This window comes from Natrinema sp. CBA1119 (genome assembly GCF_002572525.1).
GTDB lineage: Archaea > Halobacteriota > Halobacteria > Halobacteriales > Natrialbaceae > Natrinema.
In genome coordinates this window covers 1,130,837-1,150,782 of the sequence record NZ_PDBS01000001.1, presented here as the reverse complement: position 1 = coordinate 1,150,782, position 19,946 = coordinate 1,130,837, and the positions used below count along the sequence as shown (strand labels likewise).

Annotated in this window: 20 protein-coding genes and 3 tRNA genes; 16 read left to right on the top strand and 7 right to left on the bottom strand. The window is 64.4% G+C overall.

The window, feature by feature from the left end; genetic code table 11:
* The first annotated feature begins 447 nt into the window (after window positions 1-447).
* Together CP556_RS05675 and CP556_RS05670 are read left to right on the top strand one after the other, a co-directional pair.
* A complete protein-coding gene (locus CP556_RS05675; RefSeq protein ID WP_098724731.1) occupies window positions 448-903 on the top strand; it encodes a hypothetical protein in 456 nt (151 codons plus the stop codon).
* Window positions 904-1,147: 244 nt separating this feature from the next.
* Window positions 1,148-1,507, top strand: a complete 360-nt coding sequence (locus CP556_RS05670; RefSeq protein WP_098724730.1) for a hypothetical protein — start codon at window positions 1,148-1,150, stop codon at window positions 1,505-1,507.
* Between the two features lie 391 nt (window positions 1,508-1,898).
* Here the strand turns inward: CP556_RS05670 and CP556_RS05665 are convergent.
* A tRNA-Ile gene (locus CP556_RS05665) sits at window positions 1,899-1,972 on the bottom strand.
* 76 nt (window positions 1,973-2,048) lie between these two features.
* Window positions 2,049-2,639, bottom strand: coding sequence for an FxsA family protein (locus CP556_RS05660; protein ID WP_098724729.1), 591 nt, complete (start codon window positions 2,637-2,639; stop codon window positions 2,049-2,051).
* Window positions 2,640-2,808: 169 nt separating this feature from the next.
* Between CP556_RS05660 and CP556_RS05655 the strand changes: the two genes are divergently transcribed.
* Window positions 2,809-4,455 carry a DUF255 domain-containing protein gene (locus CP556_RS05655; protein WP_098724728.1) on the top strand — a complete coding sequence of 549 codons (1,647 nt, stop codon included), beginning with the start codon at window positions 2,809-2,811 and terminating at the stop codon, window positions 4,453-4,455.
* Window positions 4,456-4,535: 80 nt separating this feature from the next.
* On the top strand, window positions 4,536-5,339 hold the full coding sequence (locus CP556_RS05650; protein WP_098724727.1) for a TrmB family transcriptional regulator: 804 nt from the start codon (window positions 4,536-4,538) through the stop codon (window positions 5,337-5,339).
* On the opposite strand, the gene mptA is transcribed toward CP556_RS05650, so the two are convergent.
* Window positions 5,336-6,262: a GTP cyclohydrolase MptA gene (gene mptA, locus CP556_RS05645; RefSeq protein WP_098724726.1), complete on the bottom strand. Its 927-nt coding sequence runs from the start codon at window positions 6,260-6,262 to the stop codon at window positions 5,336-5,338. The genes CP556_RS05650 and mptA overlap by 4 nt on opposite strands.
* A 402-nt stretch (window positions 6,263-6,664) precedes the next feature.
* Between mptA and CP556_RS05640 the strand changes: the two genes are divergently transcribed.
* From CP556_RS05640 to CP556_RS05630, 3 genes are all read left to right on the top strand, one after another.
* Complete coding sequence (locus CP556_RS05640) at window positions 6,665-7,585, top strand: nucleotidyltransferase domain-containing protein (protein ID WP_098724725.1); 921 nt, start codon at window positions 6,665-6,667, stop codon at window positions 7,583-7,585.
* A 412-nt stretch (window positions 7,586-7,997) separates the two neighbouring features.
* On the top strand, window positions 7,998-8,768 hold the full coding sequence (locus tag CP556_RS05635) for a DNA-directed RNA polymerase subunit epsilon (RefSeq protein ID WP_098724724.1): 771 nt from the start codon (window positions 7,998-8,000) through the stop codon (window positions 8,766-8,768).
* A 177-nt stretch (window positions 8,769-8,945) separates the two neighbouring features.
* Window positions 8,946-9,599, top strand: a complete 654-nt coding sequence (locus tag CP556_RS05630; RefSeq protein ID WP_098724723.1) for a DsbA family oxidoreductase — start codon at window positions 8,946-8,948, stop codon at window positions 9,597-9,599.
* Between the two features lie 2 nt (window positions 9,600-9,601).
* On the opposite strand, the gene CP556_RS05625 is transcribed toward CP556_RS05630, so the two are convergent.
* Window positions 9,602-10,438, bottom strand: a complete 837-nt coding sequence (locus tag CP556_RS05625) for an NAD(+)/NADH kinase (protein ID WP_098724722.1) — start codon at window positions 10,436-10,438, stop codon at window positions 9,602-9,604.
* A gap of 235 nt (window positions 10,439-10,673) precedes the next feature.
* On the opposite strand from CP556_RS05625, the gene CP556_RS05620 reads away from it, so the two are divergent.
* From CP556_RS05620 to CP556_RS05595, 6 genes are all read left to right on the top strand, one after another.
* Window positions 10,674-11,747, top strand: a complete 1,074-nt coding sequence (locus CP556_RS05620; RefSeq protein WP_394340740.1) for a KaiC domain-containing protein — start codon at window positions 10,674-10,676, stop codon at window positions 11,745-11,747.
* A gap of 211 nt (window positions 11,748-11,958) precedes the next feature.
* On the top strand, window positions 11,959-12,198 hold the full coding sequence (locus tag CP556_RS05615; RefSeq protein WP_098724721.1) for an amphi-Trp domain-containing protein: 240 nt from the start codon (window positions 11,959-11,961) through the stop codon (window positions 12,196-12,198).
* A gap of 1 nt (window position 12,199) precedes the next feature.
* The gene (locus tag CP556_RS05610) at window positions 12,200-12,562 is read left to right on the top strand and encodes a hypothetical protein (protein ID WP_098724720.1); all 363 of its coding nucleotides are present in this window, start codon (window positions 12,200-12,202) and stop codon (window positions 12,560-12,562) included.
* An 84-nt stretch (window positions 12,563-12,646) separates the two neighbouring features.
* Window positions 12,647-13,081 (top strand): universal stress protein, encoded by a 435-nt coding sequence (locus CP556_RS05605; RefSeq protein WP_098724719.1) that lies wholly within the window; start codon window positions 12,647-12,649, stop codon window positions 13,079-13,081.
* A 157-nt stretch (window positions 13,082-13,238) separates the two neighbouring features.
* Window positions 13,239-14,732: a hypothetical protein gene (locus CP556_RS05600; protein ID WP_098724718.1), complete on the top strand. Its 1,494-nt coding sequence runs from the start codon at window positions 13,239-13,241 to the stop codon at window positions 14,730-14,732.
* A 161-nt stretch (window positions 14,733-14,893) separates the two neighbouring features.
* On the top strand, window positions 14,894-15,859 hold the full coding sequence (locus CP556_RS05595) for a transcription initiation factor IIB (protein WP_098724717.1): 966 nt from the start codon (window positions 14,894-14,896) through the stop codon (window positions 15,857-15,859).
* 280 nt (window positions 15,860-16,139) lie between these two features.
* Here CP556_RS05595 and CP556_RS05590 read toward each other — a convergent pair.
* Window positions 16,140-16,210 (bottom strand) — tRNA-Gly (locus tag CP556_RS05590).
* Window positions 16,211-16,756: 546 nt separating this feature from the next.
* Here CP556_RS05590 and CP556_RS05585 point away from each other — a divergent pair.
* Window positions 16,757-17,551 (top strand): NAD+ synthase, encoded by a 795-nt coding sequence (locus CP556_RS05585; protein WP_098724716.1) that lies wholly within the window; start codon window positions 16,757-16,759, stop codon window positions 17,549-17,551.
* 18 nt (window positions 17,552-17,569) lie between these two features.
* Here the strand turns inward: CP556_RS05585 and CP556_RS05580 are convergent, their stop codons facing one another.
* Both CP556_RS05580 and CP556_RS05575 read right to left on the bottom strand, forming a co-directional pair.
* On the bottom strand, window positions 17,570-18,103 hold the full coding sequence (locus CP556_RS05580) for a GNAT family N-acetyltransferase (protein WP_098724715.1): 534 nt from the start codon (window positions 18,101-18,103) through the stop codon (window positions 17,570-17,572).
* Between the two features lie 69 nt (window positions 18,104-18,172).
* A complete protein-coding gene (locus CP556_RS05575; RefSeq protein ID WP_098724714.1) occupies window positions 18,173-18,877 on the bottom strand; it encodes an enoyl-CoA hydratase/isomerase family protein in 705 nt (234 codons plus the stop codon).
* A gap of 60 nt (window positions 18,878-18,937) precedes the next feature.
* Between CP556_RS05575 and CP556_RS05570 the strand changes: the two genes are divergently transcribed.
* Window positions 18,938-19,735 carry a DUF7114 family protein gene (locus CP556_RS05570; protein ID WP_098724713.1) on the top strand — a complete coding sequence of 266 codons (798 nt, stop codon included), beginning with the start codon at window positions 18,938-18,940 and terminating at the stop codon, window positions 19,733-19,735.
* A gap of 99 nt (window positions 19,736-19,834) precedes the next feature.
* Window positions 19,835-19,906, top strand: a tRNA-Thr gene (locus tag CP556_RS05565).
* The last annotated feature ends 40 nt before the right edge of the window (window positions 19,907-19,946 follow it).

The following is a 19,946-nucleotide window of genomic DNA, read 5'->3' as shown; positions in this document are numbered from 1 at the left end:
GTTTCCCGTTTCGCTCCGGTACTGCTCGAGCAAATTCCGACTGTATCTCGACTATCTATCATATATGGAAATATTATGATTTTAGGATGCGGTAACCGGCCCCACTCGTATACTCTGATTCACTGAAGTCCCATACACTCGCTCAGACGAGTTACTAACCGGAGATCTCCTCAAATTCTGCGTGAGTTAATCGCTCGTTCCCCGCCCCGTTCTTAAAACCCAAATAAGTGGCTAAAATGCGGGTCTCTGTACGTTTCAGCCACGTACTGTGACTCCTCGAAACAAAATGGCTAATATATATTATTCCTTAGTTATCGTTCGAAGTAGTGGAATTGATATACTTCTATGAACGGTGTCCATTGTCAACGGACGGGTTCGGTTGACCGGACGGGCGGGACGAGCCGACTCGACCGAGGGTTTATCAGACAACCCGCGGCCAACAGGGGCATGTCGGACCAACCCCGACGATCGCGACGGACAGTCCTTCGAATGCTCGGTGCGCTCACGACGGGGACGATCGCCGCAGTGACGACCGCCGGTGCGAGCACCGGTGAAACGCCTGATCGACCGGATCACCCATCGAATTCCCGGAGATTGCGACCGCCGTCCCGCGGTTCGTCCTCGGCCGACATCGCAATCGGCGATGTCCTCGACGGAACCGATCTCTACATCGGCGTCGTCGACCGGATCGTCGACGGAGAACACGTCGTCCTCCTGCTCGAGGACGGCGAGGCTGTTATCGATCAACTCGTGCTACCGGTCGATCGGTTCGACGAGATTGCACCGGACGACATCCTGTTGAGCGCTGCCACCGACGGCGAATTACACGCCTACCGACGCGTCCCGTCGAAACCGAACGGCTGTCCCGATCCCGATTTCGAGCAACTGTCGTCGGACGCCTGAGGCGAACTCCTGTCAATACCGGAACATACGATTGGCGGGTCGCGGGTACGTCGGGACACAGTTACAGCAGATTGTACGAAACGACGACCCGGGTAACCCATCATCCGCTCCCAGCGCTACGTTCGGGCCCCCGTCGGCCGTCCGCTTACAGCGCTGTCTCTTCCCCGAATCAAGTGACCCCATCACACGGCCGGAATCAGCAAGTACAACGCGTAATACTCGGACAAGCGTTGTCTTCAATACGATGGTGAACACGGCCTCATTCGGGATCGAGCTGAAGCGACCGGGGACTACCAGACTTCGGGCCGCGTTCTTTAGCGTGTGGTTCGTCGATCTCGTCGCAACGGTACTGTTCTTTACCGTCCCGTACGCGTACGAGATAAATCCCGTGACAGTCTTTCTTCACGACCTCTTCGGAATCGCCGGCGTCGTTTTCGCCGCCCTCATCTACGCCGGGTTCGTGCTCCTGATCGGCTACGTCCTCTCGACGCCGCTGGACATCGCCTTCGTCGCCACTATCGTCGGAATGTACGCCCTCTTCGCGAGCAACAACGTCGTTCTGCTCGTCTCACGCGAGCCGTTACTGGCCCCGATCGTTCCGTGACCGAGTCGACCGTCGCGACGATCCGTCGATCGGAGGGTCGAACGAATCTGTCGTTCCTCAGTGACTCGAGTCGTCCGGTAGGCCGCTGGTTTGCGAAATAGATCGCTGCGAGAAGTGGGCCAACTCGGATTTGAACCAGAGGCAGACGGTCTGGTTCACTTCGTTCACCAGCTGCGACTGCCAGGGCTCAAATCCGAGTTGATTGTATTTCCACTGCTCACGGCTCACTACGTTCGCATTGTTCGCAGCAAAAATGGGCCAACTCGGATTTGAACCACCGGAAGACGTTCCGGGTCGCTCACTTCGTTCGCTCCCGGGCTGCGACTTCCGTAATTCAAATCCGAGTCGGGTTCCATATTTGCGGCTCGCGAGATTGCTCGCGGCAAAAGTATGGGCCAACTCGGATTTGAACCGAGAGCCTCCACCTTATCAGAGTGGCGCTCAACCTAATTGAGCTATTGGCCCGCGCCGTCTCCCTCGCACTCGGTAGTTGCCCGGTGGGACGTTTAAGCGTTTCTTTCTCTCCGACCCGTGATATTCGCTACCGAGCGAGGGGATCGTCGTCTCGCTCGTCCCCGTCGTCCGTGCCATCGTCGCCGAACTCGATCGTGTACGAGTCCTCGGTGCCGTCGACGGTGTAATCGTCGTCGCCGAGGTCGTACATCCCGCCGTCGGTCGGTTCACTCTGTTCTCGAGTCGTCCCGTCGTCCGGGAAGCCGAACGTCCAGACTCCGCCGCTGGCGAAGCCGCCGGTCTTCTTGTCCGCGTACGGAACGATCACGAAGCGCTTGAGCGCGGCGCGGATCGGGATCCGCGTCAGCGGAACGGCGAGCAGGAAGCCGATGAGGTCCGTCACCAGTCCGGGAGTCAGCAGGAACGCGCCGGCGGCGATCAGCAAGCCGCCGTCGAGCAGTTCGTTCGTCGGCGGCTTCCCCTGTGCCATCGAGCGTTGCATCTTCCGGATCGTTCGTCGCCCTTCGGCCCGAACGAGTAACATGCCGACCAGTCCCGTCAGGACAACGAGCAGCACCATCCCGACCCAGTTGACGAACCCGAACTGGGTGACGATGACCGCGAGTAACACGGCGTCGAGAAACGGGATGAGCAACAGCGCGAGGATCCACCGGAGCATACGCCGATCTAGTCGCCGAACGGTGAAAATCTTTTACTCTCGTTCCAGCGACGGAATCGCCGCCCGCGCCCGCCCGCGCCCGCTCGAGGTCGCCCGAACCCACTCGAGACCCGAATCCGGTACCGGAAGCGAACGAAGGGCTTACGCCGGCGACTCACGTCGATGCGGTATGAACGAGACGACGCGCGTCGAGTGGCGCGAGTGGGGAGGGGAGGTCTTCGACGAGGCCGCGGAGGCGGACGTTCCCATCTTGCTCTCGCTGACGGCGACGTGGTGCGATCACTGCCACGAGATGGACGCGGAGACCTACGCGGAACCTCGAATCGCGGCCAACGTCAACGATAGCTTCGTCCCCGTGCGAGTCGACGTGGACCGGTACCCCCGCGTTCGCGATCGGTACAATATGGGCGGCTTCCCGTCGACGGTCTTCCTCGCCCCGAACGGGAAGGTCCTGACCGGCGCCGGCTATCTCGGCCCCGACGGGATGCGACAGGTCCTCGACAGCGTCCGAACGATGTGGCAGACGAAAGGGACCGGCGCGGCGCGCGTTCCCCGTCCGCTCCGCGAGGACAACCCGCCCGCCGGCGAGTTGACGGCCGATATCGAACAGGGAATGCTCGGCCACCTCACCGACACGTACGACGAGACCGCTGGCGGCTGGGGCCAGCAACCGAAGTTCCCGCTGCCCGACGCGCTCGAGTTCGCGCTCAAACGCGATCGGGAGATGGCGTTGCGATCCTACGACGCGGTCGGCGCGAACCTGCTCGACGAGTACGAGGGCGGCTTCTATCGCTTCGCGACCGAGCCCGACTGGTCGGGGCTCCAGCGCGAGAAGCTGCTCGACTCCAACGGCGCGTTAGTGCGGGCGTTCGCCAACGCCTACCTGCTGACCGGCGCGGACGAGTACCGCGACCCCGCCGAGCGGACGATCGAGTATCTGACGGGCACCCTGTGGAACGGCGAGGTCGCCGCTTTCGCGAACAGTCAGGCTCCCGGCGAGGACGACGCGTACAGCCTCGACGCCACCGATCGGGCGGCCGCCGCGGAGCCGCCGGTCGACGAAGGGGTCTTCGCCGGCTCCAACGCGTTGGCGATCGAGGGACTGCTCACCTACTACGCCTACACCGACGACGAGCGCGTCCGCCGCTATGCCGAACGCGCGCTCGAGACCCTCCGCGAGGACCTGCTCGCCGACGGTATCGTCGCGCACGCGCTCGAGGACGCCGATCGCGACAGCAACGGAGGCCCCGTCCCCCTTCTCAGCAATCAGGCGCGCGTCCTCGGCGCGCTGACGACGGCCGCGAGCACGATCGATCCGTCCGTCCTCGCGGACGCGACGGTGATCGCCGACGCGACAATCGATCGCCTTCGCGACGAGGACTCGTTCCTCGACGGTCCCGCCGCGGGTGTCGGCCTGTGCGATCGGCCGCTCCGGCCGCTGGACTCCAATGTGGCGTTCGCGGACGGGCTGGTCGAGCTGGCCGTCCTGACCGGCGAGGATCGCTATCGCGAAATCGCATGCGAGACGCTCGAGGCCTTCGCCGGCGCGAGCGATCGCTTTGGCGTCCAGATCGCTCGCTACGCGACCGTTGTTTCGCGACTGCTCGAGGGGCCGCTGGTGATCAGGATCGCCGGCGAGCCCGGTTCTGATCTGCATCGCGCGGCGCTTCGGCTGGCAGACCACGAGAAGGTCGTCGTCCCCGACGCCGATGCCCTCGAGGCGGGAACGGCGCGAGCCGAACTGGGCGATCGCGTCTCCGATCGCGCCGAAACTCCCTCCGAGTTGAGCGAGCAGGTCCAGTACCTTCTGGACTGACGTTCGGCCTCCTCGGGGCCGACTATCCCCTCTCGTCAAACTACCACAGTGTTTATGTTTCTTCGGGGGCATCGTCCGACATGGCCAGTCTCAGGGATCTCGGGCTCTCCGAGTACGAAGCTCGAGCCTACCGATCGCTCCTCACCACCGGCCCCACAACGGCCAAGGAGTTGTCACGGGCGAGCGACGTGCCGATGGGGCGGATCTACGACGTGCTCAACAGCATCGAACAGTACAATCTGGTCCGGAGCCAGACCGCCAGTCGGCCGAAGAAGTACGTCGCCGTCGAGCCATCAACGGCGCTCGATCGGCTGCTCGAGGACAAGAAACGCGAACTCGACGAGAAGGCGGACCAGTACGAGTCGATCGTCGACGATCTCGCCGACGAACTCGATGCGGCCGAACCCGTCGAGGAACAGTTCTGGACCGCCGCCGTCGGTCCCGAGGAGACGATCGACCTCCTCTTAGAGCGCCTTGCGGCTGCCGACCGCAATATCGTAATGGTGTCGTCGCATCCCTCCCCCCAGTGGGACATGCAGGCGGTCAGCGAGGAGATAAACGCTCAACTCGAGGACGCCCTCGATCGGGGCGTCTCGGTCGATCTGTTAATGACCCGCGAGATGGTCGCCTCGATGTCGGAGGAAGTGGGCCGGCGGTATCGTGAGACCCTGCAGCAACGCGACGACTTCGACGTCCGAACGCACGACGACATCACGGGCTCGTTCAACATTATCGATGGGGTCGAGGTCTGTATCCAGGTGCCCAATCCGCTTTCCTCGGGCGAGGCCTTTGGCATGATCGACCTCAAAGATCCGGAGTTCGCCGCGAACGTCCACGAGGAGTTCGTGCCGCGGTGGGAGGATGCGGAGCCGCTCGAGTTTTAGTCCGCGATTTCGTCGCGTAGCGTTCCCATCTCGACCACGCGCTCGGCGTGGGCGTTGTGCTGGTGGATCGACTCGTCGTTGGACTGGCTCATCGTGATCACCGCGTCGTCGGGCAGGTGGTCGAACTCGTCGACGACGCCCTCGGCTAACGCGCGGACGCAGTCCTCGACGAACTTCGCGTCGGCGTGGGCCTCGTAGGTCATGTGGTCCTCGTCGGGTCGCTTCGCGAGGTTGTAGATCCGCGCGCTCATCGAGTCCCGCGCGATGTCGATGATGTCGTTCAGATCGACCGCGGGATCGCCGTTTGCCTCGACGGTCAGCGTGGCGTGGCCCCGCTGTGAGTGTCCCGGCTGTGGGACCTCGTCGAGGAACTGCGTGATCGTCTCCTCCTCGACGCCGAGATCCTCGAGGGTCTGCTTCGCGCGGGCGGTGGACATCCCCTGCGAGCAGGGGCAGACCGTCATGCCGGTGACGTTCGCGCCGATTTCCTCGCGAGTTCCGTCTTCGGTCGCCGTCGCTGAGGCCACGATATCGACCGTATGCTGGGTCTCGCGGTCGCTGGCCGGCGTCTGCTCGCGGCGCATGAATTCGGCTTCCATCGATACCTCCGTTCTCGAGGTGTAGTCGTGGCGCTCGAGCAGTCGTTCGGCGGCCTCGCCGCAGACCTCTTCGACGCCGTAGGCCTCCTCGCGGGTGGCGTCCTCTAAGATTTCGTCGATGACCTCCATGTTGCGGCTCATGTCCGCCCCCTTTCGCCAGCCGGGGAGGTCGACGAAGACTTCGAACTCCGCGGTGAGGACGATCGGTCGCTTGCCCTCGCGGGCGATCTTGACGAGTTTGTCGACGCCGGTGACGCCGACCTGACTCAGGCCGACGGTCACGTCGGGCGACGTCGCCTGCACGTCCGGCAACTGATGACTCATTGGCCGTATTCAGGGGAGCGGGCGATTCAACCTTTCGGAACCAGTAGTAACTGGCTCGACGGGTGAGGAACGTTCGGTACTACTCGAGCGGGCCGTCGATTCTTTAAGTATCTCTGGTCACAAGGTAGAGCTATGACGGGAGGACGGTCGTTCTGCAGTCCGCTGACTCACATCCGATAGCCACGACGCTGTGTTTTCGGTTTCCGCGTTCGATTGGCGAACGGGCACCAGTTTCGGTGACCACGGATTCACGAGTCGCTCGAGCGATCGCCTTCCCTATGCTCGGTCACTGACATCGACCGCACTCGTTCTTTAAGTGCCTCTGGTCACAAGGTGAAGCTACGAAGGGCATTCGTCACCCGGTCTTCTCGCGTCTCGGTTCCACAGACTCGAGCCCCAGCTATGACCACCGTTCCGGCACACGTCCACGAGACCGTCGACGACCACCTGACGGCGATCGAACGCGAGCACGATATCGCGGTCGCGATGGCGGTCGCCCGTGGAAGCCACGCCTGGGGGGCGGCGAGTCCCGACAGCGACTACGACGTCGGATTCGTCTTCGCGCCGACGGATCTGCGCCGGTATGCTCACCTCGAGGGCGCTCCCGAGACCGTCATCGCGGACCGCGGTGAGTTCGAGTATCAGGGGTGGGACGTGCGGACGTTCGCACGCCTGCTCGCGGACTCGAACGAGGGGGCGATCGACCTGCTGCGGAGTCCGATTCGCTACCGCCTCGCGTACAACCCCGACGATCTCACCGCATATATCGAACGAACGTACAACCCGATCGACCTCTATCATACGTGGCGCGGGATCGCAACGAGCAACTACCGGAAGTACGTCTCGCACCATCTGGTCCGGAGCGACGACGAGATCTTCCCGATCATCGATGCGGCGGGCGAAGAGTACACCGTCGAAACCGACGACGGAACGATGACGGTCTCGGCGGACGACGAACGGTTCACCGAAACCCAGACGAAACCGACCGTCAAGCGAAACCTGACGATCTGTCGAGCGGCTATGTCCGCCTACTACCTCAAAGAGACCGGCGAGCGCGGAGGACACGAACTGCCGACTCTCGAGTTCGAGACCTTCCTGCGCGACCAGGCTCCCGCGGTGTTCGACGCTGATCGGATCGACCGCGCTCGCGAGTTGCTCGAGCGGAAACGAGCGGGCGAGGGCGACGCCGTAATCGGCGACGCCGTGGGTCGCGAGCTCGCCCACCCGCCGAAAGCGATCGATCCCGCGGTTCACGCACGCGACGGCCCCGACACCGAACGGCTGAACGGGTTCATCGACGAGATGATCGCAGCCGTCCGGTAGCTCGAGTTGCGTCCCGACAGTCGCGTCCCGACCGCAATCTCGTTTAAGTGTCTCTGGTCACAAGGTAAAGATACGACGGGAGAGACGCCCCGGTTCTGCCGAGACACCCTTCCCGAACAGCGACGGCTCGGGCTGTCGGTCGCTCGCCGATGCTCGCCGTCGTCGTCCCCGCCTTGCGATGCTCGCTGTTCGGCCCCACCTCGAGCAGTCGTTCTTTACGTGCCTCTGGTCATAAGGTAGAGCTACGAAGGGATTTTCGCGGACCCACTCACTCGAGAGCGGAGCGGCAGCGATCGACATCACTCGAGCGCCGCTGCTATCGCCCGATACCTGTTAGTACAGTTGTTAGTCCGGGTAATCGTCCACTACACGGAGCGAGCCTTTTTCACTCTCCCTCTCCGAGCGACAGACGATGCAAGACGACGGTGCCGACCCCGGTCCAGATTCCGAGCGAGCCGCGGCGGTCGCGGACGGCGTCGAGTCCGATCCCGACCCCGAGCGCCGCCTCGAGACCCGGCCCGGTTCCGGGTCGCTCTCCCGGGCGGACGTCCAGCGAGATTCGACGGTCCGCCAGTGGGGCGTCGTCACGCCGAGCGCGACGGTCATCGGCCGCGCCGACTCCCCCGACGCGGACCTCTCCGAGAGCGTGCGACGCCTCCACGACGAACAGCACGCGGCGACGCCGGGCTACAGCGAGCGCGCCCACCACCTCGATCGGCTGCGAACCACCCAGGCGCTGTGTAACGCCCTCGATGTGACGCCGTGGCAGCGCGACCTGGCACTCGGCGTCATGGACGAGATCGACCTCACCGAGTTCGGCAGCCAGCGAGCGATCGAGAAGGTGGCGCTGGTGGCGATCCGCCACGTCGTCGACGTCGACCGCCAGCAGTACTTCGGGCTGGACGAGATCGACGCCCAGACGCTTTCCGCCGACCGGATGGAGGAACTGTTCGCCGAGTACCGCGCCCACGATATCACCGACGAGGAATCGTTCAAGCGCCTCGCGGCCGACTACGGACTGGACACGACGAGTCTGAACCGGCTCCGCCGCGTGCTGAAATCGCAACTCGAGGACGAGCTCCCGGCCTACGGCCGCAACCCGTACCGGGACCCGAACCTGCCGGACGCGACGGACGCCGAGACGAACGCCGCCGACGCGGCCGCCTCCGGATCGGAGAGCTAACGGGCTGGGCTATCGACTCGGACCGGCGCTACGCCGCAGCCGCCTCTCACTGGCCCGTCGTCACCCAGTCCCGAGCCACTTCCACCGCCGCTCGAGCCGCCTCCCCCGCGTCTCGAGCCGTCTCCGGCCGACTGCCGGTGACCCGCGACTTTTCCGTGGTGACCGCCTAGCAGCGCTATGGCTGACGCTGATACCGGATCGACGCCGGAGACCGCGGATCGACTCACGATATACGCCGACTACGTCTGTCCGTTCTGTTATCTGGGGACCCGCTCGCTCGCGCAGTACCGCGAGGGCCGCGACGAGCCACTGAACGTCGAGTGGCATCCCTTCGACCTGCGACGGGGGAAGCGGAACCCGGACGGTTCGATCGATCAGGACGCTGACGACGGTAAGGACGACGAGTACTTCGAGCAGGCGAAACAGAACGTTCGCCGGCTGCAGGAGGAGTACGGCGTCGAAATGGCCCAGGTGATGGCGACCGATATCGACTCGTTCGACGCGCAGGTCGCCTCCTGGTACGTCAAGCAGGAGTACCCCGGCCAGTGGCCGGCGTTCGACGAATCGATCTACACGGCGCTGTGGCAGGACGGCCGCGACATCGGCGACGTCGACGTCCTGGCCGACCTCGCCGAAGACGCCGATCTGCCGGCCGACGAGATCCGCGACGCCGTCGCAGATGAGAGTCTCCGCGCAGAGCTCGAGGATCGGTTCGCCGAGGCTCAACAGCAAGGAATCACCGGCGTGCCGACGTTCGTTTCGGACGGCCGCGCCGCCCGCGGCTCGGTGCCGCCGGAACACCTCGAGCGGCTCGTCGAGGGCGAGCAGTAGGACTACTCGAGTTTGTCGAGCCCGTCGAAAAAGTTCGCCTGCGGGCCGACGAGCGTCACGAACTCGTCGGCCAGCGAGACCGATACCGTCGCGGGCGGCTCGAGGTGCCGTCGGTTGCGCCCGTCGCTGATCGCGTAGGCCGTCTCGGTTCCGGAGACGGTGAGTGTTAGTTCGGTATCCGGTTCGACGACTAGCGGCGGCATCGACTCGGTCGCGGCCATCTGCGTGACGACGAGCGCGTCGGCCGACGGGTGAACCAGCGGACCGCCCTCGCTGAGGTTGTAGGCGGTCGAGCCCGTCGGCGTGGCCACGAGGACGCCGTCCGCGTGGCTCTCGGTGTAGCGCTGGCCGTCGACGGTGATTTCGATGGTTGCCCCGCCGCCGTGGCCCCGTCGAGGGCCGTGAACGACGACTTCGTTGAGCGCGGGTTCGAGCGTCCAGTCCTCGTCGACGCCGGTCGCCTGCAGCCGCGCCAGTTCGCGGCCCTCGACGGTGCCCGTCTCCTCGAGTTCGGCGACGAGCGCGGTGACAACCTCGAGCGAGTCAGCGGGGGCGACGGCGTTGAGAAAGCCGACTTCGCCGAGGTTGATCCCGAGGATCGGCGCGGGGCTGACCTCGCGCGCGACGAACAGCAACGTTCCGTCGCCGCCGATGCTCACGACGAGATCGCGACTCGCCATCGCGGCGACCGGGACGGCGGTCGCCGCGATCGCCCCGCCGGTTGCCTCGTCGACGACGGCGCTCGCGCCCGCCCCCTCGAGGGCGTCGACGAGACTCGCGGCGAGGTCCTGTGCACGCTCGTTGTCGCGTTGGGCGACGATTCCGACGTCGACGTCCATCGTCCGCGGCTAGCCCCCCCGTCGTCAAAAAGCCACGCTTGTTCCCGTCGGCGGCAACAAGCTTAATCCGGGTGGAACGAATCCGGTCACGTGAACGCCCGCGACGACCACGTCGCAGTGTCCAGTATGGCAGCTGTCTACTCGAGTACCCCCGTCGCGTCGCCGTCGATCCCAGCGGTCGGCCAGTTTGCGATTTCTGTCGGCCGCCCCTGCTGGTTCCGGCGACGGCCCGCAGGTGGTCGCCGTGAGTGACGATGTCACCGACTGGTTCGACCGGGCACTCGAGGACGAGGACGACGGCGATCGATCCGAGTCGGAGCAGGATGTCGACGATCTCGAGGACGACGACGATCGATCCGAGTCGGAGCAGGATGTCGACGATCGTCTCGACGACGATTCGGCCCGGGATCAGCGCTCAGGGACTGACGACGCGGCGGACGGCGACTCCCTGTTCGAGGAGGACTTCGGCTCGGCGTTACAGGACATCGAGGCGTCGGAGCCGGCCGCCGTCGGTGACGACGGCGATTCGGCGGCCGATCTCGAGGGATTCGATGATCTCGACTTCGTCCTGGGAAGCGACGAACCGGACTTCGACGAGGAGCTCGATTCAGAACTCCCTCGAATCGACCTCGGTATCGACGGGCTCGATCAAATGATTCAGGGCGGCGTTCCCGAGCGCTCGCTCCTCGTCGCGATGGGCGGTGCCGGGACCGGGAAGACGACCTTCGGACTCCAGTTTATCACCCATGCCCTCGAGCGGGACGAACGAGCGGTATTCATTACGTTGGAGGAGAGCCGCGATCGGGTCATCAACAGTGCGACCGAAAAGGGGTACGCCTTCGACGAGTACGTCGCCGACGGCCAGCTCGCCGTGGTCGACGTCGATCCCATCGAGATGGCCAACAGCCTGGCGTCGATCCGCAACGAACTCCCCGCGCTCGTCGAGGAGTTCGACGCCTCGCGGCTCGTTCTGGATTCGGTCTCCTTGCTCGAGATGATGTACGAGGACCGGGCGAAACGCCGCAACGAAATCTACGATTTCGCCCGAAGCTTGAAGGGGGCGGGGGTCACCGCGTTGTTGACCAGCGAGGCGTCCTCGGAGACCGCCTACGCCTCGCGGTACGGGATCGTCGAGTATCTCACGGACGCCGTCTTCGTCCTGCAGTACATCAGACCGGACGACTTCCGCGAGACGCGAATGGCGATCGAGATCCAGAAGATCCGCGATGCGAACCACTCCCGAGAGAAGAAGCCGTACGAGATCACGAGCGAGGGGATATCGGTCTATCAGCAGGCGAACCTGTTCTAGCGGCCGATTCGGTGCCGGTTTCTCGAAGTGCTATAGTAGCCCCTGAACGTCATTGCACGCCTGATCGACCGCCAGCTGTCCGATCAGCGTGTGAATCGTTTCAGTGGCTACTATATCAGTGACCCGTTACAGCGGCGGTCGAGCCGGTAACAGCGAGTTAGGACGTCGTTCGCTGCCCATACTTTTGCGGGCACGACCGGCATATTGGCGCATGGCCCAACGGACGACCGCCGACGAAACACTGCCGCGAGAGGAACTCGCCGCGTACTTCACGGACCTCGCAGCGGAGTTCGAGCGGAGCGACGAGGAGGTCACCATCCCCGTCGGGAACAAGAACGTGTCGCTCGACCCACCACAGAACATCGACCTCTCGGTCGAAGTGGTCGAACGATCGTCGATGCTCCGAGGGAATCGTGAGACGGTCGAGATCGAACTCAGCTGGAAACCATAGTATGGCTGCCGCGGACTCAATCCTGATCTTCGTGCTGAGCTTGCTCGTGGGAACGATCGGTATTCTCGCGGGCGCACGGCTAGTGTTAGACAGGGATGCGAGCTTCGTGAACGCGGCAGTGACGGCGCTGATCGGCGCGGTCGCGTGGGCCGTTACGAGCTTCTTCGTCGGCTGGATTCCCCTTCTGGGTATCCTGTTGATGTTGATCGTCTGGGTCGGCGTCATCAACTGGCGCTACCCCGGCGGCTGGGGCTCCGCCGTCGCGATCGGGTTCGTCGCCTGGATCGTCGCGGTCGGAATCGTCTACCTGTTTGCGGTGGTCGGACTCGTCACGCCCGACGTGCTTGGTATCCCCGGCGTTTAGCCGGCGTCTAACCTGTCGTTCCCGCCATTGAGGAGGGAGGGAAACCCCTTTTTCCGTCCGCGCGAGAGGCTAGCGCAGAGATCGATGTACGAGACGATTTTGTTCCCCACCGACGGCAGCGACCACGCGGCGACCGTTGCGGCGCACGCGATCGATGTCGCGGCCACGAGAAACGCGACCCTACACGTCCTCTCGGTCGTCGACGACCGCGCCTTTCTCGTCCTCGACGACGAGCGCGTCACACACGTCCGCGAGGACCTCGAGGCGACGGCCCGCGAAGCGATCGACGACGCCGTGACGCGGGCCACGGCGAGTGACGTCGAGACGGAGACGGCGGTCGATACGGGCAATCCGGCGGAGTGCATCGTCGACTACGCCGCAGCCACTGACGTCGATCTGATCGTGATGGGAACCAGCGGCGACGAGTACGAACAGAACGTCGTCGGGAGCGTCTCACAGCGCGTCGTCCGCGAGGCCTCGGTCCCCGTTACTACCGTCGGTCCCACCGTCGACACCTGATTTTGGCACGGACACGCACAACAGACCGGACGGCGGACCCTGAGTCCCCTGTCATGTCCCTCGAGCACGGCTGATTCGACTGGAACGGACGCTCCCCGTCACCCATCGGATCAATCACATACGGTTTGATATGGGTCCCGTGGCTAGTACCCACGAAATGCGTCGATCGCTCGTGATCGCGGCCGTGTTACTCGCCCTTGCGTTCGTGCTCGTCGGCGGTCCCTCGATGTTGCTGTCGCTGTCGACCGGCCAGTTCACGGCTGAGGATCCGGCCCCGGAGAAGCCGACTCCCGACGTCGTTTCGTTCGATGACTCCGAGAGCGGGTTCTGGGAGTATCTCAGTCCGCGGGAGGGGTTCCAGAAACGCAGTCCGATCAACGTGATCGTCCGCGGTGATGTCGACGATATCGAACGAATACTGACCGAACCGGGCGGCGGCGACTGGTCGGAAATCAACGAATCGGAGGAAGAGGCGGTGCCGGACACGTACGCACTGACCGGTGATGAAAACGTCTCCGAGAACGAAACGCAGGCCGAGACCGATTCGGCCGCCAACGCGACGACCGATTCGGCCACCAATACAACCGCCAACGCGACGAACGATTCGGCCAACAACACGACCGCAGACGAACCGCCAGCGGACGAACGGCGCGGACGAATCCCCTCTCTCAACTGGGGCGAGGCCGACGGCGGCGTCCGCTACGCCTACGTCGATCCCGGCTCGAACGAGAGCGGCTACTGGACGACCGAGACGCTCCAGCTCGAGGACGGCGATTACTACGGACAGCGATATCACATCCGGCTCTACGAGAGCCCCAACGAGGACGACGACTGGGTCGCCATGCAGACGCACTCCGAACACTTCGACTGGTTCACGTTGCAACACCGCGTCCACGGGTCCCAGTCCGCCCAGCGAAAAGTCGAGTCCAACTTCATGGCTCACCCCCAAGTAGACGTTCAGGAGGACGTCAGCCGCATCTACCTCGATAACGGCAACTCTTCCGATGCAGACGGCTGGGCTACCCTCGTCGAACTCGCCGGATTGCTCGTCATCCCCACGCTGGTCGGCATACGGTCCCGCAGGCATGCCGCCGACGCTGCGAGTGACGCCGGCCGGTCCGCCGAACAGGTCCGTCAACGGACGCCCGACGCCATCGACGATCATCTGACCGACATCGACCGCCGGCGGATCGCCGCCGCCTACGACCGCGTCGAGGTCGGCCATCTCCTCCTCGTCATCGCCATCGTCGCGCTCTACCTCGGCGTCCGGGCGGGCGGCATCTTCCTCGAGCACCGCGCCGAGTTCCTCACGCCCCATCAGATCGCCGCGCTGCTCTATCCGGTGATCGGCGTCGGCATTCCGGCGACGACCTACCTGATCGCACGCGGACTCACGCGCCGGCTCGACGCCGCCGTCGTCGCCGCGGGCTCGCTCGCGGTCGCGGTCTGGCTCGACTACGGCATGCTCGGCGTCGACGCGCTCCCCCTCGAGGTCGTCGTCCAGCGCATGCTCGTCGTCGTCGCGCTCGGCCTGATCGCCGGCGGCGCGGCCAAACGCGCGGCTCGGGACTCGAAGTTCAACGACATGCTGCTGGTCGGCACCGCGATGTGGCTGCTGGTACTGGTCGGAACGCTGTTTGGCTACCTATGAAATCTCTCACCGTTCGGAAACGAGGGATTTGAACCCGAAAACGTGGCTGAAACGGCGCGTAATATCGATTTATCGTCGAAACGGAACCTGATCGACCGACTTCGAGGGTGACTCTATGGTGGCGAGTCCTTAAGTCGTTGCAACATCGTTATCTACACGAAATGGCTAGCCCACCCCGCCAACGCGAACGAGAACCTGAAACGACAGAAAAAGAACAGGAACCGGAGCGTGAGCGGGTGTGCGACGAGTGCAACGGAGGGACACTCGTCAAGAGCGAGGATCAAGGGGAACTCGTCTGCGACCAGTGTGGCCTGATCGTCGAAGGAACGAACATCGATCACGGGCCGGAGTGGCGCGCGTTCAACCACTCCGAACGGCAGAACAAGTCCCGCGTCGGCGCACCGACGACCCAGACGATGCACGACAAGGGGCTGACAACCTCGATCGACTGGAAAAATCAGGACGCCTACGGCCGCTCGATTTCTTCTGACAAGCGAAACCAGATGCGCCGCCTGCGCAAGTGGCAGGAACGAATCCGTACCAAAGACGCCGGCGAGCGAAACCTCCAGTTCGCGCTTTCGGAAACCGACCGGATGGCATCCTCGCTGGGCATCCCCCGCTCGGTCCGCGAGGTCGCCTGCGTCATGTACCGGCGCGCGCTCGACGAAGACCTCATCCGCGGGCGCTCGATCGAGGGTGTCGCGACCAGCACCCTCTACGCCGCCTGCCGCATGGAGGGCATCCCCCGCTCGCTCGAGGAGGTCGCCGCCGTCTCCCGGGTCGAGCGCAAGGAGATCGGCCGCACCTATCGCTACGTCGCCCAGGAACTCGGCCTCGAGATGGAGCCGGTCAACCCCAAGAAGTACGTCCCGCGCTTTTGCTCCGAACTCGAGCTCTCCGAAGAGGTACAGGTGAAAGCCAACGAGATCATCGATACGACGACCGAGAAGGGGCTGCTATCGGGCAAATCGCCCACGGGCTACGCCGCCGCCGCGATCTACGCCGCGTCACTGCTCTGTAACGAGAAGAAGACCCAGCGCGAGGTCTCCGACGTCGCGCAGGTGACCGAAGTGACGATCCGAAACCGATATCAAGAGCAGATCGAAGCGATGGGAATTCACGAGTAAGCCGGTTTTGAGCCCATTTTAGTGTCGTTGCGGGTGGTCGTATCTACGGAGCCAGTGCGAACTGGCACATGTGGGTCTGTTCACCGACAGTTGGGACTTTCCTCCTAATAGCGATCAGCAGAGAGCGCGCTATCGGATTGTCGATCGCTCGAGAAATGCGCCGGCCGGGAATTGAACCCGATGGCGAGACGTTCCTGCTCGCTCCGCTGTGCGGGCTCCGTCTCGCGTGATTCGATTCCCTCGTGGCGCACCAGTCGCTCGCAGTTTGCTTACGACGGGATGCGCCGGCCGGGAATTGAACCCGGGCCGCGAGCTTGGGAAGCTCGAGTCCTACCACTGGACCACCGGCGCTCGCTCACTTCGTTCGCTCGCGCCGAGGATCGCAAATCCTGCGGATTTGCTCACCACCGGCGCACTGTGCCACTACACTCCTCGCGCGCCGAGGCTCGCAGTTCCGGAGGAACTGCTCACCACCGGCGCACGTCATCCGCTTGCGCGCCGTAATTCGACGGACTTCTTGCGTCTCACTACCGACGCGCTGCGTCATCCAAGGCTATCTTCCGGTCGCACTTGAACGTAGCGCTCTCGGACCGGCCCACGTGCCCGCGGCGACAAAAATCCGTCCTCGAGTCGCAATCGATGCAGACTATCAGTACGTATTACGTGTCCACCGTGGTAGCGGGTCGTGTCGAAAGACGCGACGTGTCCGGGTTGGGGTAGTGGTTATCCTTCAGCCCGTCCGGCTGAGACGCGCAGTTCGATTCTCGCACCCGGACCTTCCATTCGGCCGCCTTCTGGACTTCGCCTCGAGCCGTAGCGCTCCGCCAAAATCGACCGTTCGGGCACTTTTTTCCGGAGAGGACAGCCTATTAGGCTGCGGCCGGCATAGCACCCCGTATGATCGACCTTCGCTTTTCGGACGGGGAGCTGGAACGGCAGCGCGACCACATCACGGCGTTCATTCGCGACCGGGTCGACGCAGCGGGAGCCGACGGTGTCGTCCTCGGCCTCTCGGGAGGGATCGACAGCACGCTGACTGGCTATCTGGCCGTCGAGGCGCTCGGAGCCGAGAACGTTCACGGACTCGTCCTGCCGGCGACCGTCAGCAGCGAGGGGAACATGAGCGACGCCGAGCTGGTCGCACAGGACCTCGAGATCAGCTACGACGTACTCGAGATCGAACCAATCATCGATACCATCCTGTCGACCTATCCCGAAGCCGAAGGCGACCGCGAAGCCGTGGGCAACGCTCGCGCCCGCGTCCGGGCGGTCCTGAACTATCTCGTGGCCAACCACGAAAGCCGGCTGGTCCTGGGGACCGGAAACCGCAGCGAGGCCGCGGTGGGCTACTTCACCAAGTACGGCGACGGCGCGGTCGACTGCCACCCGATCGGGAACCTCTACAAGGGACAGGTCCGCCAGCTCGCCCGGCACGTCGGCGTTTCCGAGGAACTGGCCGCGAAGACCGCCACCGCAGAGCTGTGGGCCGACCAGACCGACGAGGGCGAGCTGGGGATCAGCTACGAGACACTCGACGACATCCTCGCGACCCACATCGACGGCCCGCTCTCCGTCGCCGCAACCTGCCGGCTGCTCGAGGTTGACGAAGAAACGGTCGAACGAGTCCGCGGGATGTACGAACGCAGCGAACACAAGCGCAACGCGCCGCCCGCCCCGGAGCCCCTCGAGTAAGTTTTCACTTCCGATCTCTCACTTCTGGCGCCACTCATCCTCCAGCAACCCGTACCAGTACGCGTCGTGATACTCACCGTCGACGAATTCGACGTCGCGGTGGACGCCCTCCCGCGTGAAGTCGACGGACTCGAGCAGTCGTCGCGACGGTTCGTTGAACGCGAACACGCGGGCCGAGATCCGGTGGAGGCCGAGCTGATCGAACGCGTACCGGACGACGCGCTCGACTGCGTCGGTTCCGTAGCCCCGCTCGTGGTGCTCCGGTGCGACCCAGTAGCCGAGTTCGGCGTTCCGGGCCTCCCGGTCGAAGGAGTGGAGCCCGACCGTCCCGACCGGCGTCGAATCGGCGACGATCAGGAGCACGACGGTGTCGTCACCACAGACATCGTTCTCGAAGAACTCGCGTTCCTGCTCGCGGTTCACGGGCCTCGAGCGACCGATCGGCCGCCAGATTTGCGAGTCGTTGACCTGCGCTTGTAGAAACTCGAGATCCTCTTCCTCGATCGGGCGCAGCGTGACGCGGTCGCCCTCCAGAAACACCGGTCCGGGCATACCACCCCAATTCATGTAAGCGAACAAATTACTTTCCCCAACCGTCGTCCGCTGCTCGATCCACGTCACCTACTCGAGCAACGCGTCGATATCGTCGGCGTGAGCGGCGACGAGGTCGGCGAAGGCGGCGGCCTCGCGTCGCTCTTGTGTCGCACGCTCGCTGTCGTCTCGGATCCGGCGTTTCAGGGCGACCAGCGCATCGGTCTCGTTTGTCGCGATCTCTTCGGCGACCGATCGAGGATCGTCATCGATGCGCGAAATGAGTCCGATCCGTAGCGCTTCCTCGGCGTCGATCGACCGTCCCGAGAGCGCGAACTCGAGCGCGTCGCCCTCGCCGAGCACCCGGGGCAACCGGACGGTCCCGCCCCAGGCGCCGAACAGCCCGAAGCTGACCCCCGGTTCGCCGTAGGTCGACTCGGGCGTGCCCACACGAACGTCACAGGCCAGCGCGAGTTCGAGGCCGCCGCCGCGTGCGGGCCCGTCGATCCCGGCGACGACGACTGCGGGAGCGTCCTCGATCGTCCGCGCGACGCGCTGGCCCAGGCGCGCGAAATCGGCCGCGCGGTCGCGATCTCCCTCGAGCGCCGCGACCTCGTTCAGATCGGCTCCCGCGGAGAAGGCCGGACCGCGACCGCGGAGGGAGATCACCGGTTCGTCGGCGTCGTCGATCGCCGTCTCGAGGGCCTCGAGGCCATCCACGGTGAGGGCGTTGCGCGCCTCGGGGCGGTCGATCGTGACGGTGCGAACCGATCCGTTCGTGTCAACGTCGAGCATGGCAGCAGTCGACCGGGCGTTTCCAAAGGTCTTTGGCTCCGCCCTCGTAACCCCTCGCTAATGGAAGAGGCCGACAGCTGTCGGCGTGCCGCCCTCGAGGCCGTCGCGGACGTCGAACCACCACGGCTGCACGAATATCTCGACTCTATCCTCGATCGAGCGTCGATGGTCCCCGCGGTCCTCACCCTCGAGAGCGCCGCGGCGATGCGCACTGAGGGTCGCGTCCTCGAGGACGCGGACGAGCCGCACCGCGACGGCGAGTCCGAACCCGACCGGAACCGAACGCAAGCCGTCAGCTCCGATCGCGACCCCGCTCGCATTACGACCCACGCGGCCGGCGTCCAACTCATCTACGAGGGGCTGCGACTGACGCGGTCGCTCGCTCACGACGAACCCTGGACGGCGACCGACGCCGAAGCCAGCGACGCCGACCTCGGGATCCTCGCCGCCGATATCCTCGTCGCCCGCGGCTTCTACCTGCTGGCGCGCACCGACGCCGCCGACAAAGCCGTCCGAACGGTGCAGTCGTTCGGTCGCGACCAGACCCGCCGCGAAGATCTCGAGTCCGGAGCCGAAACCAGCGCCGGCACCGCCGTTGGCATCGACGGCGGCGATCCCGCATCGACCGATGCGAACCTCGAGCGAGACGTGCTCGAACTGGCCGTCCGTACCGGCGCCGTCGCCGTCGGCGAAACCCCCTCACCCCGACTGCACGCCGTCGTCGCGGAGTTCGCCGCCGATGTCGGCACCTCGTTTCCCCCAGTCGCGGACTGTCTCACCGACCTCCACGCGCGGGCTCGAGAGCTGTCGCTCGAGGATTCCACGACCGATCGAGCGACGTCCGCGACGGATCCCTGAGAGACGAACGCAATCGCGGGATGGGGCTGCGACAACCCGGCGCACGGCCCGCTCGAATCGAAACCCATAAAGACGACTCCGGTCAACGAACAGATGCGTGCCTGGGTAGCTTAGCGGTAAAGCGCGTCCTTGGTAAGGACGAGAGCCCGGGTTCAAATCCCGGCCTAGGCTTAATACGATTCCTTCAATTTCCCCCGGAAGAGGGGGAAAG

Bases quoted from the DNA above. Each gene is read 5' to 3' on its own strand.
- CP556_RS05595 (WP_098724717.1), top strand. From the start codon at position 14,894: ATGGCTAGCCCACCCCGCCAACGCGAACGAGAACCTGAAACGACAGAA.
- CP556_RS05585 (WP_098724716.1), top strand. From the start codon at position 16,757: ATGATCGACCTTCGCTTTTCGGACGGGGAGCTGGAACGGCAGCGCGAC.
- CP556_RS05675 (WP_098724731.1), top strand. From the start codon at position 448: ATGTCGGACCAACCCCGACGATCGCGACGGACAGTCCTTCGAATGCTC.
- CP556_RS05660 (WP_098724729.1), bottom strand. From the start codon at position 2,639: ATGCTCCGGTGGATCCTCGCGCTGTTGCTCATCCCGTTTCTCGACGCC.
- CP556_RS05625 (WP_098724722.1), bottom strand. From the start codon at position 10,438: ATGGACGTCGACGTCGGAATCGTCGCCCAACGCGACAACGAGCGTGCA.
- CP556_RS05670 (WP_098724730.1), top strand. From the start codon at position 1,148: ATGGTGAACACGGCCTCATTCGGGATCGAGCTGAAGCGACCGGGGACT.
- CP556_RS05655 (WP_098724728.1), top strand. From the start codon at position 2,809: ATGAACGAGACGACGCGCGTCGAGTGGCGCGAGTGGGGAGGGGAGGTC.
- CP556_RS05630 (WP_098724723.1), top strand. From the start codon at position 8,946: ATGGCTGACGCTGATACCGGATCGACGCCGGAGACCGCGGATCGACTC.
- CP556_RS05640 (WP_098724725.1), top strand. From the start codon at position 6,665: ATGACCACCGTTCCGGCACACGTCCACGAGACCGTCGACGACCACCTG.
- mptA (WP_098724726.1), bottom strand. From the start codon at position 6,262: ATGAGTCATCAGTTGCCGGACGTGCAGGCGACGTCGCCCGACGTGACC.
- CP556_RS05610 (WP_098724720.1), top strand. From the start codon at position 12,200: ATGGCTGCCGCGGACTCAATCCTGATCTTCGTGCTGAGCTTGCTCGTG.
- CP556_RS05600 (WP_098724718.1), top strand. From the start codon at position 13,239: ATGCGTCGATCGCTCGTGATCGCGGCCGTGTTACTCGCCCTTGCGTTC.
- CP556_RS05580 (WP_098724715.1), bottom strand. From the start codon at position 18,103: ATGCCCGGACCGGTGTTTCTGGAGGGCGACCGCGTCACGCTGCGCCCG.
- CP556_RS05615 (WP_098724721.1), top strand. From the start codon at position 11,959: ATGGCCCAACGGACGACCGCCGACGAAACACTGCCGCGAGAGGAACTC.
- CP556_RS05570 (WP_098724713.1), top strand. From the start codon at position 18,938: ATGGAAGAGGCCGACAGCTGTCGGCGTGCCGCCCTCGAGGCCGTCGCG.
- CP556_RS05650 (WP_098724727.1), top strand. From the start codon at position 4,536: ATGGCCAGTCTCAGGGATCTCGGGCTCTCCGAGTACGAAGCTCGAGCC.
- CP556_RS05635 (WP_098724724.1), top strand. From the start codon at position 7,998: ATGCAAGACGACGGTGCCGACCCCGGTCCAGATTCCGAGCGAGCCGCG.
- CP556_RS05605 (WP_098724719.1), top strand. From the start codon at position 12,647: ATGTACGAGACGATTTTGTTCCCCACCGACGGCAGCGACCACGCGGCG.
- CP556_RS05575 (WP_098724714.1), bottom strand. From the start codon at position 18,877: ATGCTCGACGTTGACACGAACGGATCGGTTCGCACCGTCACGATCGAC.